We start from the raw sequence: 13,971 nt of genomic DNA, 5'->3' as shown, positions 1-13,971 counted from the left end.
CTGCGATAATCCATAATCGACACGATCAAAAAAGAGCTCCGAAGAGCTCTTTTTTATTATCAGCGTAATGCTCTGAGAAGGCTTACCTGATTAGTGAAGCTTTAGGTTTGGACGAAGTACACGGTTAATACGACCAACCAGCATCATCAGTGATGTTTTGATTAAGCCGTGAAGCGCCATCTGGTGCATGCGGTACAAAGAGATGTAAACCACACGAGCAATACGACCTTCGACCATCATCGAGCCTTTCGTCAGGTTACCCATCAAGCTACCTACCGTAGAGAAACGGCTAAGTGAAACTAGCGAGCCTTTGTCTTTGTAGATGTAGTCTTTCAGGTCACGACCGTTCAACTTAGCAATGATGTTGCTGAATGCACAGCTTGCCATTTGGTGAGCCGCTTGTGCACGTGGCGGAACGAATGAACCATCTGCTTGTGTACATTGCGCCAAGTCACCGATCGCAAAGATGTTGTCATCCAGTGTTGTTTGCAGCGTGTTCTTCACAACCAACTGGTTGATACGGTTGGTCTCAAGGCCACCGATATCTTTCATGAAATCTGGTGCTTTGATACCTGCTGCCCATACCATGATTTGAGCTGGGATCTTGTCACCATCTTTGGTTGTTAGGCCGTCAGAATCCGCCTGAGTCACCATCGTATTCGTACGAACGTTCACACCAAGCTTGGTTAGCTCAGAGTGTGCTGCACTTGAAATACGAGGAGGTAGAGCTGGAAGAATACGCTCACCCGCTTCAACTAGGTTTACGTTCAGCTTGCTTGAATCTAGGTCGCCGAAGCCGTAAGTACGAAGTTCTTTAACGGCGTTGTGTAGCTCTGCAGAAAGCTCTACACCAGTTGCACCAGCACCAACAATCGCGATGTCTACCGTGCCTTGACCGTTCTTAGCGTGAAGCTTTAAGAACTGATTGTTCATTTCTGTACGGAAACGGTGTGCTTGCTCTGGGCTATCAAGGAAAATACAGTTGTCACGAACGCCTGGAGTGTTGAAGTCGTTTGACGTTGAGCCTAGCGCCATCACTAGAATATCGTATTCAAGTTCACGGCTTGGCATCAGCAGTTCACCGTGCTCGTCTGTAAGCTCGCTTAGTGCAATCACTTTACGCTCACGATCGATGTCGTTCAGGCTGCCCATTTGGAAATCGAAGTAATGGTTTTTTGCGTGCGCACGGTAGCTTAATGCATCAACACCTTCATCCAGTGAGCCCGTTGCTACTTCATGAAGTAATGGTTTCCATAGGTGGCTTGCTTTACGGTCTACCAGAGTAATCTGGGCACGTTTCTTACGACCTAAAGTGCGGCCTAGCTTAGTTGCTAGTTCTAAACCACCAGCACCGCCGCCTACTACGATAATTTTTGTCACAATGACAATCCTCTACAAAATGAATAAATGGGGTTCGGCTCGATTACTCCAACCGATAAATTCTATGTATCTACTCGGCCTTGAATGCGAAGGCTGTTACAAATTGGGTTACCGCGAAAAAGAATAACGACAGCTCACCGAGTAGTTAGAGGGGTTACAAACAACAAATAATGGTTTGTTGCTTTGCTCACGTGGATAAAAAAGGTGACTACCTGAGAGGCAGAACACAAATTATGGGCAAGTTTTTTCACTCGCTCTCAATTTTTTTTGATATTTGTCAAAATATTTTGCTTGGGAACATTATATATAGCAAAAAGATGACCGCAACAAAAAAATCCTTACCCTCAATGAGGATTCGCGACTAATTAGTTAACGTTTGCGCAAACTGATCTATAAATGCACAAACCGACCGATAAAACATATACAACTACTTTATCAATACCAATCTCTAAGATTCAGATGTGAAAAAGCAGCACTCATTGAGCACTGCTTTTATAAAACATCTGGATTGATTAAGCGTTTTTGAACGCTTTCATTGCTTGAAGATGTTGAGAGATCTTTTTGAATTTATGACTCTCTTTCTCATCCCAGATTACATCATAGTAATCTTCTAGCGCGGCAGCTGTTTTGGTATTGTCGTGAATTTCATCTTCACGAGAAAGCACCACTAAACAGCGTCCTTTGTTTTTCATACGGTACTGAGCAACACATTTAGTTGCGATGTCTTCGTACTCTTCTGGACGGTCAATTCGACCTACCATGTTGTTCTCAGGGTGCAGATTAGGGTTGAACACCACCTGCTTAATCCCACATAAGAAACCAATACGCTCAGACCAAAAACCACCTAAACCTACACCACAAATAATGGGATGCGGATCATCGGATTGCTCTATCACCTTATGCACTTCTTTTAGCAGATGCTGCATATCGTGTTTTGGATGCAAAGTACTGTAGTTGATGAAACGAACGTCATCATCAATGAATTGCAACTGCAGTATTTTTTCGTGATTGCCCGGGCTTGTTGAGTCGAAGCCATGTAGATAGATAATCATTGTACCTCCCCCGTTGAATATTGGTACGTTTTGATCAATCTAACACGAAAAACAAGGTTTTAAAGGTAACAGCTGAGAAATTATATTTTTCACTTCCTAAACGTGATCCTAGCTACATAAAGTGTGACTCAGAGCCTCCGCTTCACGCAGATAACTTTCATCGCCCCAAAGCTGATGAGCAAGTAAATACCATAGCATCGCCATCATCTGGCTTCTTGGTAACCATGCTTCTACACCATCAAGCCAAGGCTGAACATCATGGATTCCTCGCAGCTGACAGTACTTCTCAACCGCTTCTGTGACTGGCGCGCCAGCAACCGCAATGGTTAATGTTAAATCGAGCCTAGGGTCTGCGAGCGCAGCGTATTCCCAATCAATAATCTTAATGCAGTCACTGTTTCTCACTAGGTTATAACCACCTAAGTCAAAATGGCACAAAGACAGGTCAACATTGGTAATACTCGGAGCCACGCGCCACTCTTGATAAATCTTAGTGCAGGCTTCGGTCTTATGAATCGCATCAAGCTGCAGCCAGTAATGGTCGACTCGCGCCGTGAAACTGAATGGTTGCAGTGGTAATCGCGCAGTATTAACCAGATGAACAGAGGTCAGCGTTTTCAACAGGTCATCGAGTTCTAGATCTTCGTAAAGTGTCTCACCCGCAATCCACTCAACCAGTAACCCCTGCTCATTCACTACCATTGGGCTTGGCCCGATACCGAGTCGCTCAATGGCAGACAGCACTTGGTACTCTTCATGGCGAGAAATGAAGAACGCTTTGGTGATAGGTGTGGTTGGCCGCCAAACATACGCAGTACCATCGGCATCGACCAACTTCCAACATCGATTGGTCAAACCGCCTGTTAATGTCTGTGCTCTAACTGGAGGCTCAGAAAAGTAACCGTCAAGCGAACTCAAACTGGTATCAAGAAGCTTAGCCTCAGACCAAGAAAAAATTGCCATATTTACTCCCTATAAACGTCTTAACTGCCCTATAAACGTCTTCATACCCTACAAAAAAGACACTGACCAAAAGCCAGTGTCTCTTCATAAACAGCACATCATGCACTGCATTGGCGTGTGACCAAGCTATACGCTGTCAAGATTAAGCGCCGCCAATACTAGACATTGTCAAATCCGGCTGCGCATAGTTGGCAAGTAAGCGAAATTAAAGGCCTAGTAGGCTCTTAGATTGTTGCTTACGGATTTCAGTCTCGTCAGCCCATTCAATCAAGCCAGACTCAAGATCCATTAGACGCATCGTCATTTTGTAGTATACGTCTTCATCGCTACCCGCTTTCTTAACGATGCTTGATAGGTTGCCGTACAGCATGTACTGAGCACCAACCATTTTACCGAATTGAATCGCTGAACTTTGGTTTACAAGCTCATCGTTGTTTTGGAAGTTCAATTGGTCACGAACAGACTCTACACGGTCCATATCAACGAAACGGAACTTACCAGAGTTCAGCATCTTAGTACTGATAGTGTCAGTGATTGACTCAGTATCGATGTGCTCACTTGTTTTGTTCTTGATTCGCTCTACAAACACGATTGGACGCTGTTCACGAGTAATGTAAGACACAGAACCAGACGCCATCATGCTATCGACCATTTCACCCGCAATCGTTTGAAGGTCAGTTGAACCGAAATCGATTGTCGTGGTTTCTACTGCTTGTGCATCACCGTAGCTTACCTTGTTTGAACAACCGCCTAAAATAACCGCTAAACCTAGTAGCGCAATGACACTCTTTTTCATTTTGTTTCCTCAACTTATCCCTGAGCGGGGTTACCCACACTCTTAAATTCTTGTATTTACGAATCATGAGACCCGTTTAATCTAACTTACTGCTCTCGGAACTGGACTCTGAACTGAGTCGCTTTCGGGTTTACCGACACTTCCGACAACGAAATACTTTCAAAACCACGAACAATCGCTTGCTTCCAAGGACCTTGTTTAAGGTTGACCTCAAGCCCGGCATCGTCGTACCAGTAAAAACGATAAAGAATATGTTGATCGCCTTTATAGTTACTGTTTAAACGAACGATTCCTCGCGTATGACCGTCGACCAGATCGGTGCGAATATCTTCAACCTGTAAACGGCTGCCCAATACCTTGTCACCAAAGAAAACGTTCTGAGTCAGACTATCGACCCTTACGCCAGCTGTATTATCAGCACAACCAGCCAGAGCCATAACCGCTGCTAAGCTCACTAACCACTTTTTCATTACAGCCTCCCTAGCTGTTTATGCCACATTGTTGCATTGTTTCCTTGTCGAGAAATCCACACCAAGGTGGTCTGCCCTTCTCGAATATCAAAGTCGTACGTTTTAGCGCCCGCTTCCAACGTATATTGACCGCTATTTGCTACAAACGTACTGCTCTTAATCTCTGCAGGTAATGATTGCCAACTGCGAGTGTCTGGTTGCTCTGTCAGTGTGTTCCACACGTTGAACAGAATATTACCGACATCATCGCCTTTGGTTGCTTCTTTTCGAATGCGATCTTTCGCGACTACACGTAGCGCTTGGCGAATAACAATGCTTGTCATACGTTCCGATAGATCGTTCTGCGCCATCGCGTTTACATCAGTGATCAAATGTTCTTGTAGCGGCTGTCCGCTGATTCGCAAGGCAGAAAAACGCTCTACGTTTTGACTTGGGTAATATGGCAGCGCAAGAGAGTATATTGCCCCCTGATCGCGACTGTCATAAACAGGCAAATCCAGTCGCCAACTGTCCATAGCTTGCACAGCGCTCTGCTCTTGAAGAACAATCACTCGCCCTTCACCTGCACTAAGTTTAGAAGATTGCTTATAGCGTTTTTCTAATGTTGCTAAATCTTGTCGCATCCCTAAACGAGCGGCTGTTGCCATGGTTCTATCGATGATTTCTTGGTTATCTGGCATCACAGCCAAAGCACGACGATAGTCAACGTAGGCGCTGTTTAAATCATTTGACGCTTCATAAAGCAGACCAGACAAGAACATCAGATACGCATTCTGTACTGACTGCAGTTTCTTACCCGCATCAGGGTAATTGGCAAGGATGCTACCCACATTGGCAGACAAGCCTTGCTTCTTCGCATCGCTGGCTGCTTTGTCTAACTCAGCCTCGCGTTGCTTCTTCGCTTGTTCTTGAACTTGGTTGGCGCGACGCATTTCGATCACCGCACCTTCTAAATCGTTTTTCTTGAGGTAATTTAAACCGAGATACAGATGAAGAAAGCCCAACTCGTAATCGGCTGGCACATACTCGGTAATATTGTCATTCACAGCCAACGCACCCACACTGGTTGCACTGTCTGAGATTGAGATCACGGCTTTGCGTTGCTGCTCAGTAACCGCCTGATCAGCCACTTCAAACGAAGCCTTACTCTCAGGGTATTTTTGATCCAGCAGATTAATTCTGCCTCTTTCAAAGTTATCAAGGATGTCGCCTGCCGCGTAATCTGGTAGCTCTTGCTGAGCCTCTGAATAATCTCCAGATTTAACGGCTTGGTAGATCGCTTTGTTTTGTGCGCTGTAATGACTGAACAGGCTTCCTGCAGACATACTCGCACAACCTACGGTCAACGCCGATAACAGGGCAATGGAAGCGAATCTAAACTGTTGCTTCACTTATCGTCTCCGTGCATGTTTAAAATGCCTACTTTATTAGGGTCTGCTGACCTTTAATGGTCTCATTATCAAAACGAAACGCGTTGTAAAAAGGATCTCAAGCCAGTTGAAACCCTACTGATTTAGCCTCTGCCTAGGCGATGCCGATGTTCAGACAACAGATAGAACTTAAAGTTGGCATACAAACTACAAATTTTCCAACTAACTACTTGTGTTAACCCACTAATGAGCGCGTTTAAACTAGCTCATTAGCTTTCATTAACTCGTTAGCTTTTCATTAGCTCATTAACTTTTTATTAGCTCATTAATAGGGGGCCAAGTGGACGGCCGCCAACCAAGTGCATGTGAATATGATAAACCTCTTGGCCACCGTGAGAGTTACAGTTCACGATAAGACGATAGCCATCTTCTGCAATGCCCTCTTCTTTTGCTAACTTGCGAGCAACAGTAAACATGCGCCCCATCATCGCTTCATCTTGGACTTCAACATCGTTAGTTGTCGGAATCAGCTTGTTTGGGATGATTAGGATATGGCTTGGCGCGCGAGGGTTAATATCGCGAAATGCGGTTACTAAATCGTCTTGGTATAGTAGATCTGCTGGGATTTCTTTGTTGATGATCTTAGTAAAAATGGTTTCTTCAGCCATGTTTCTCTCCGATAAAACATTTATTTTTTAATGCTTTGAGTATGCGCTATGCCGCATCAAACCACAATAAATCTGCTTTAAAGCATAATAAAAAACACCGTTCAAATCAAAGAAAACGAGCCTTAGCTCTCAAGAATGGCATGTTGGTTATAACTGAGCGCTATTTTTGACGTGTGCGTCATAAAATGCGTAAGCCGAGCTCAATAGAATGCTGATAATTTTGTTAGTTTTACTTTGACCTGACATTAGGTCTGCATTTTTATTTAGGGAGAAAGCCATGAAGGGATCTGTGATCAAGCGTATGTACGCTGGTTTCGCACTGATCATCATCATGTTCGCAGTCACGATAACCATCATGATGAACAGCATGAATCAGATACACAGCAATTTTGAGAGTGTCTCAGAAACCTCATTACCACTTGTCGCGCTTTCAAATCAAACGAGTGTTCAATTGCTTTCTGCTGATAAGTCATTCAAAGATTTCTTAACCACACAAAACGCTGAGCGCATGTCTGCAATGCGTACAGAATTTGCTGCATCACAAAACTCGTTTTCAGAAGTTCTCGGTAGTTTAGAAGCGGCAAGCCAAAACAATGCTTCACTTGTTGAACGTATCGCGCAATTAAGAGCAATGGAAGAACGCTACTTCGCCGAAGCTGACGAAGCGATGAACAACTACGTCGCGATGTTCGAAGCACAAGAACAAGTACAAAAAGCGTCTCGTGACTTCCAACGCTTACATTCAGAATTAACCGTTGGTATGAAAGAGTACGTTGCCGACCAAAAAAGCATCTCTGTAAAAGTGATGGCAAAGAGCTACTTCATCAAACTGCAAGACGCAGAAGTTATTACCTCTGATGCACTTGCTAGCTCTGATGTTGCCTTCGTTCAAAAAGCCGTTAACCAAAACAAAAAGGCCGTTACTCATCTTAACTACGCTTATCGAGGTCTATCAACACAACTACCAGCACTTAAAAATGTCTTCGATGAGTCGGTTCAGAAGTTCACCAAAGACGTTGGTCAGAAAGGTGGCGTACTAGACAAACACAACAACTACCTACAAGCCAAACAAGCGTTGTACGTGAACATCGCTAACCTAGCTCTAGAAGTTGACCAAGCGATGGCTGTTTTGGACTCATTCAACGTGACCGCTGAAGAGCAACTTAACTCATCACTCGCTGACGCAAGCAGCATCTACGACAAAGGCCTATTCAACGCGATTGCCATTGGCATTGTTGTGACTGTGTTCGCTGCTGCGATTGGTTACCACATTGCACACAGCGTACGAGAGCCATTAACTCGCATCCTCGGTACATTAGAAGGTCTAACTGAAGGTGATATGACTCAGCGTATCGATATTCGCTACGACAACGAATTCAGCCGCGTGAGCCGTCACATCAACACCTTGGCTGACAACCTGCACAATATCCTTGTGAAGTTGAATGATGCTTCAGATGACTTAACTAAGACTGCAAGCGTCAACCAGAAGACGTCATCTGAAACGCAGGCTCAATTGAACAGCCAACGTGAGCAAACCGCGACTGTTGCGACCGCAATGACAGAGATGTCTCATTCTGTACAAGAAGTGGCGAACAGCGCGCAAAGCTCACTCACCATGGTTCAACAAGTAGAATCGGCTTCTGAGTCTGGTCGTCAGATCATGAACACCAACATCAGCACCATTAATCAGCTTGAAGTTCGCCTTACTGAATCAGTGGGCGCTGTAGGCGAGCTACAACAGATGAGTAGCCAGATTGGTTCAATCCTTGACGTTATTCGTGGTATTGCTGAACAGACCAACCTACTTGCACTTAATGCGGCAATCGAAGCAGCGCGTGCAGGTGAACAAGGTCGTGGTTTTGCAGTCGTTGCCGATGAAGTACGAGTGCTAGCACAGAAGACCACTCAATCAACCTCTGAAATCGAGACTATGATCAGCAATCTGCAATCAAGCTCGAAAACTGCAAGTAACGTAATTGAAAGCTGTATGAGCGATATGGACATGTCGGTTCAACAAGCTTCAAGTGCAAACAGTGCGATGGAAGAGATCCAAGCCTTGATTCTAGAGATCAGCCACATGAGTACACACATCTCTCAAGCAGCCGCTGAGCAGAGTGAAACGTCTGGTGATATTGCACGCAACATCGAAGACATCAACCACATCGCAGATAAGAGTTACCAAGCGATGTCTTCAATTGCGGAGGCAAGCCAAAACCTAACAATTTTGGCGAATCAGCAAGGTGATTTAGTACATCAATTCAAACTATAGATAAATGAAGAATCGATAGATATTTAGTGAGATTGTTGAGACTTCTTACCCAATAGTGGTGACTAATTGAGCTAGGGCAACTTTTATCAAGGGTTGCCCTTGTTTTTTATGAGCTTTGTCATTATATGATTATTAAGGCTTGCTGCTTCCCGTTTTTTCTTTCACCTTTATGAGCGAGCCGCTATTAAGGAATTTATATGGCTGTTCATGTTGGCATTATCGATCAAGACCCCATTCGCTTGCTCACCCCATTACTTGATAACCGAGCGGTCAGCACTCACATCGTGTTTATCGGTGACAAAAATCAAGTCAGTATGTACAAACGTTTAGACAGCGTTTTGCACAAGCGCGACATTACGAGTGAGTTTTTCGAAATTCCGACCATCGTAAATACATCTGTCATTAAAGAATCTATCCAAACCCTTGCCGAAGACCTCAAAGCACGCGGTCAAGAAGTGAAGCTCAACGCAAGTTGTGGCCTCCGTCACCGCCTACTTTCTGTGTACGAAGTATTCCGTACTTACTACTGGCCAATCTTCGTGGTTGAACCAAATAGCGACAAGCTTTGCTGGTTGTACCCTAATGGTAAAGAAGACGCACAAGTTCAAGACCGCATCACTATCGACGACTACCTAACTGTGTTCGGTGCTCGCGGTGAATTCAGCGATGTTCAGCTGTCTCCGCAACTGGATCAGAAACTTTATGAACTGGGTGAACGTTGGGCAAGTAACGCACTCGAACTAGGCCCTGGCCTTGCGACATTGAACTACCTAGCAACGACCTGCCGTAAAGAACAAAAACTTGATGTAGGCCTATCTGAGAAGCAACAAGGCTATCGCGAGCTCAACATGCTGCTGAGCGATTTGGTTGAAGCTAAAATTGCGACTTACGACAATGGTATTTTGACCTTTGCCAACGAAGACGCGCGCCGCTTCTCAAACGGTGAATGGCTTGAAACATTGGTTCACAGCACAGTTAAGCAGATCCAAGATGACATGCCGACCATTCAAGACCGTTCTTTGAATGTTCAGGTATACCGTCAACTGGGTGAACGTGAGGTTCGTAACGAGCTTGATGTTGCCTCTGTGGTGAACAATAAGCTGCACATCATCGAATGTAAGACCAAAGGCATGCGTGATGATGGTGATGACACCTTGTACAAACTGGAATCGCTTAGAGACCTGCTAGGTGGCCTACAAGCACGTGCAATGTTAGTGAGCTTCCGCCCTCTTCGCCATAACGACACCACACGAGCTGAAGATCTTGGCCTTGCATTGATTGGCCCTGACGAATTGAAAGATCTTAAAACACACCTAACGGCATGGTTTACAGCTGCGGGTGGCAGTGAAGATCTAGAGTACTAAAAACCAATAAGCTCATGAGAGCTCAATGCTCTTAAGCAGATTGTTAAAAAGGCGAATGACGATTAAGTCACTCGCCTTTTTTGTTGTCTGTTTTCTCTATTGATTACTTTCAGACGGCACAAAAAAATGGCCGCATCATACGATGCGGCCATTTTCAAAATTTAATGTCACTTGAAGACTTAATGCTCTCTAAAACTCAGAGCACTTTAAGACTTAAAGCATTTTACGAGCGGCTTCTACAACCACTTTGATTGAACGTGCTTCTGTTACTTTTAGAGTGTCGTGATCAGGCGTCTCTTTTTGAGTACGGTTGATGATTACACCAGCAACACAACCTGCTTTCAGACCAGAACTTGCACACATAGTTAGCAGTGTTGCAGATTCCATCTCGAAGTTTAGAACGCCCATGTCTTGCCATTCTTGCATAGAGCCTTGGAAGCGCTTAACAACGCGACCAGAGAACGTGTCGTAACGCTCTTGACCTGGGTAGAACGTATCGCTTGATGCCGTTACGCCCATGTGAACTGTTGCACCTGATTCATCAACTGCCGCTTTCATTGCTGTTGCAACTTCAAAGTCAGCCACTGCTGGGAACTCCATAGGAGCAAAGTGTAGGCTAGCGCCGTCTAGACGAACAGAACCTGTAGAAACAATCATGTCACCCACGTTTACGTGAGGTTGGATAGCACCAGTCGTACCAACACGTAGGAAAGTGCGAACACCAAGTTGAGCAAGCTCTTCAACTGCGATAGAAGTCGATGGACCACCAATACCTGTTGAACATACAACAACTGGTTTGCCGTCTAGCTCTGCGCGGTAAAGCGTGTATTCACGGTGACTAGCAAGGAATACTGGGTTCTCCATCTCTTCTGCAATTTTTTGCACACGAGCAGGATCACCAGGGATGATCGCAAGAGTAGCACCGTTAAGATCTGCTTCAGTAACACCTAAGTGGAAAACAGCTTGAGACATAGTTCGCTCCTTTTGGCTTATTGGGCTTTTTACCCTTATTTAAGCTCATAGTAAATTCGTGGGGTACGAACACACTCTAACCAAGCTCATTACAAAATGAAGTGACACATGTCACATGAATGATCGCAACAATAATTCAAGTTTCACAAAAAACCGATTGGCATCACAAAAATAAGCAATCCGCACGCCTATGTTGCATACTAATGAGACAAAAAGCGCCTTTAACGTATTACCGCTAAAGGCGCTTTTATATTAAGAATGCTCTATGTCGGTGAGCTCGATTTAGTCCGCTTTAGATTTAAATCGAAGCAGACGCAATGCGTTCAATGTCACCAATGCAGTTGCACCACTATCCGCTAAAACTGCCACCCACAAACCGGTAATACCTAACAAGCTTGTCACCAAGAATACGACCTTCAAACCAAGCGCAAGGGCTACGTTTTGACGGATGTTGTTCATGGTCGCTTGCGACAGTTCAATCATCGCTGGCAGCTCAGTTAAACGGTTATGAGTCAGTGCTGAATCCGCCGTTTCCAAAGCGACATCCGTACCACCACCCATTGCGATGCCGACATTCGCCGTTTTCATTGCTGGTGCATCATTAATGCCATCACCGACCATCGCCACGTGCGACTGTTGAGATAACTCCTCAACGTAAGATACCTTGTCGCTTGGCAATAGGCTTGCCTTGTACTGCATACCAATCTTGCTACTGATCGCTGCTGCACTGCGCGGATTATCGCCGGTCAACATGATAGATTGAATACCTAATTCATTAAGTCGTTCAATCGCAAGCTTAGCGTCACTGCGTAACGTATCTTGCCAAGCAATCAGACCAATCACCGTCGTAGCTTGCTCTGTTGATTCTTCTTGATCTTTAACCTCAAGAGCAACCACAACCGTCTTGCCCTCACCTTCTAATGCTTCTACCTGAGAAACCACATCGGCACCAAGTTCGAACGTGACTTTAGACGGTGACAGAACCTGATACTTAACACCATCAACATCCCCTTCAACACCACTACCAATCAACGCTTTCTTGTTGTGTGATTCAGGAATCTCAATATTCAGGTCTTTTACTTTAGCGACAAGTGACTGCGCCAACGGGTGAGTAGAGCCAACTTCAATCGCCCCAACCACACGCAGCATCGCGTCTTGTTGCCACCCCAATAGAGGTTGAATATCCGTAACCTGAGGCTTACCTTCGGTCAGTGTGCCTGTCTTATCGAAGGCGATGGTTTGGATTTTACCAAGCTGCTCTAGCGCTGCGCCGCCTTTAATGAGCGCGCCACGTTTCGCTGCTGCTGCTAAGCCAGAGGTAATCGCTGCAGGAGTCGAGATAACCAAGGCACACGGACAAGCAATCAACAATAGCGCTAGGCCACGGTAAACCCATGTTTCCCATGGCTGCGCAAACAACAATGGTGGTGTGATGATGACCAACAGAGCCACTACCATCATTAACGGTGTGTACCAACGGCTGAACTTATCGAGGAATCGCTCTAGTGGTGCTTTACGAGACTCTGCTTCTTCAATCAGATGAAGAATGCGATCGATCGCGTTCTCACCCTGTTTTGAAGTGATGGTGATACGAACCACTTTATCGACCACCACAGCGCCAGCCATGATGCTATTGCCTTCGATGTGTTCAACAGGAACAGATTCACCGGTTAACGCACTTTCATCAAAGCTTGCCGCGTCTGTAATCAATTGGCCGTCAGCAGGTAAACGAGAGCCCGCGGCCACTTCAATCACATCACCTGGAACCAGTTCACTGACTGCTACTTCTACACGCTCGCCGTTGATGATCTTAGTCGAGTTTTCTGGTACCAATGCCATTAGCGCTTGAACGCCACTTCTTGCTCTTGATGAAGCAAACGCTTCTAAGCGCTCACCAATCAAGAACAACAATAGAACCATCGCAGCTTCCACAGTTTCGCCAAGGTACAAAGCACCCAGCGCGGCAACACTCATTAAGGTTTCAATAGCAAATGGTGTTCCTGAGCGTGCCAACTGAACCGCTTTTTTCGCCACCGGATATAAACCAAGCAGACAAGTTACCGTAAACAAGCCTTCACTTAATTGAGGTGAGGTGCTTTTCACAAGCACTGCAAACAGCATTGCCGCTGCAATCGCGATAATCTGTAAATTAGGTTGGATATGAGCTTGCCAAAAAGTCTCAGGTTGTTGTTTTTCTTTCTTTGAACCGACTTCCGTAAGAGGGAAACCCGTTTTGATAGAGACCTGTTCAATGGTGTCAGCAATGCTTTCATTATCGAATTTCACAACCAGCTTTTCGGTAGCAAAGAGAACCTTCGCTTGAATAACACCGTCAATATTGCTGATCGCGTTTTCTATTTTTCTTGCACAAGCTGGGCAGTCCATTCCGGCAACCAGCCAACTTTTCGAAAATTTGGCATCGAGAGATAAAGTTGAGGACTGACTGTCTTCTTCTCCACTGTCCGACGAGCTACAACAATCATCTCCAGACGATGACGGAGCAGCAGAAGAGCTACAACAACCAGATGAAGTGCCTGCTGCTGTGATGCTTGAAATTTTAGGGCTAGAGCAACTTGCTCCTGCCGCTTGAGGTTGAACGTCCACTTTTGCTGAGCGGCACGCTGCATGTTTTGCGCACATAATGTATCTCCTTAATACTCAAAAGCC

General features: G+C 45.2%; 11 protein-coding genes. 2 read left to right on the top strand and 9 right to left on the bottom strand.

Features of this window, described 5'->3' with window-relative positions:
- Positions 1 to 90: 90 nt before the first annotated feature.
- The 7 genes from AB4517_RS12300 to hinT form a co-directional block, all read right to left on the bottom strand.
- Entirely contained in the window at positions 91 to 1,380 is a 1,290-nt protein-coding gene (locus AB4517_RS12300; RefSeq protein ID WP_009847154.1) for an NAD(P)/FAD-dependent oxidoreductase, read from the bottom strand.
- A gap of 512 nt (positions 1,381 to 1,892) precedes the next feature.
- Positions 1,893 to 2,432, bottom strand: a complete 540-nt coding sequence (ycfP, locus tag AB4517_RS12295) for an alpha/beta hydrolase YcfP (RefSeq protein WP_009847155.1) — start codon at positions 2,430 to 2,432, stop codon at positions 1,893 to 1,895.
- A 108-nt stretch (positions 2,433 to 2,540) separates the two neighbouring features.
- On the bottom strand, positions 2,541 to 3,395 hold the full coding sequence (locus AB4517_RS12290) for a phosphotransferase (RefSeq protein WP_372083358.1): 855 nt from the start codon (positions 3,393 to 3,395) through the stop codon (positions 2,541 to 2,543).
- A gap of 205 nt (positions 3,396 to 3,600) precedes the next feature.
- Positions 3,601 to 4,191 carry a penicillin-binding protein activator LpoB gene (gene lpoB, locus AB4517_RS12285; RefSeq protein WP_017060223.1) on the bottom strand — a complete coding sequence of 197 codons (591 nt, stop codon included), beginning with the start codon at positions 4,189 to 4,191 and terminating at the stop codon, positions 3,601 to 3,603.
- An 86-nt stretch (positions 4,192 to 4,277) separates the two neighbouring features.
- Entirely contained in the window at positions 4,278 to 4,661 is a 384-nt protein-coding gene (locus AB4517_RS12280; protein WP_017060222.1) for a YcfL family protein, read from the bottom strand.
- Positions 4,661 to 6,052: a COG3014 family protein gene (locus tag AB4517_RS12275; RefSeq protein ID WP_017065296.1), complete on the bottom strand. Its 1,392-nt coding sequence runs from the start codon at positions 6,050 to 6,052 to the stop codon at positions 4,661 to 4,663. Before AB4517_RS12275 ends, AB4517_RS12280 begins: the two co-directional genes overlap by 1 nt.
- Before the next feature lie 296 nt (positions 6,053 to 6,348).
- Positions 6,349 to 6,699 carry a purine nucleoside phosphoramidase gene (gene hinT, locus AB4517_RS12270; RefSeq protein ID WP_017060220.1) on the bottom strand — a complete coding sequence of 117 codons (351 nt, stop codon included), beginning with the start codon at positions 6,697 to 6,699 and terminating at the stop codon, positions 6,349 to 6,351.
- 277 nt (positions 6,700 to 6,976) lie between these two features.
- Here hinT and AB4517_RS12265 point away from each other — a divergent pair, with 277 nt between their 5' ends.
- On the top strand, positions 6,977 to 8,968 hold the full coding sequence (locus tag AB4517_RS12265) for a methyl-accepting chemotaxis protein (protein WP_017060219.1): 1,992 nt from the start codon (positions 6,977 to 6,979) through the stop codon (positions 8,966 to 8,968).
- 197 nt (positions 8,969 to 9,165) lie between these two features.
- Positions 9,166 to 10,332 carry a DUF1887 family protein gene (locus tag AB4517_RS12260; RefSeq protein ID WP_017072106.1) on the top strand — a complete coding sequence of 389 codons (1,167 nt, stop codon included), beginning with the start codon at positions 9,166 to 9,168 and terminating at the stop codon, positions 10,330 to 10,332.
- Positions 10,333 to 10,545: 213 nt separating this feature from the next.
- Here AB4517_RS12260 and udp read toward each other — a convergent pair whose 3' ends face one another.
- The gene (gene udp, locus AB4517_RS12255) at positions 10,546 to 11,304 is read right to left on the bottom strand and encodes a uridine phosphorylase (protein WP_017065292.1); all 759 of its coding nucleotides are present in this window, start codon (positions 11,302 to 11,304) and stop codon (positions 10,546 to 10,548) included.
- Between the two features lie 282 nt (positions 11,305 to 11,586).
- Positions 11,587 to 13,944: a zinc/cadmium/mercury/lead-transporting ATPase gene (locus AB4517_RS12250; protein WP_372148416.1), complete on the bottom strand. Its 2,358-nt coding sequence runs from the start codon at positions 13,942 to 13,944 to the stop codon at positions 11,587 to 11,589.
- Positions 13,945 to 13,971 lie beyond the last annotated feature (27 nt).

This window comes from Vibrio sp. 10N.222.52.C3 (assembly GCF_041474195.1).
Taxonomy (GTDB): Bacteria; Pseudomonadota; Gammaproteobacteria; order Enterobacterales; family Vibrionaceae; genus Vibrio; species Vibrio crassostreae_C.
This window is presented reverse-complemented; position numbering and strand designations above follow the sequence as displayed.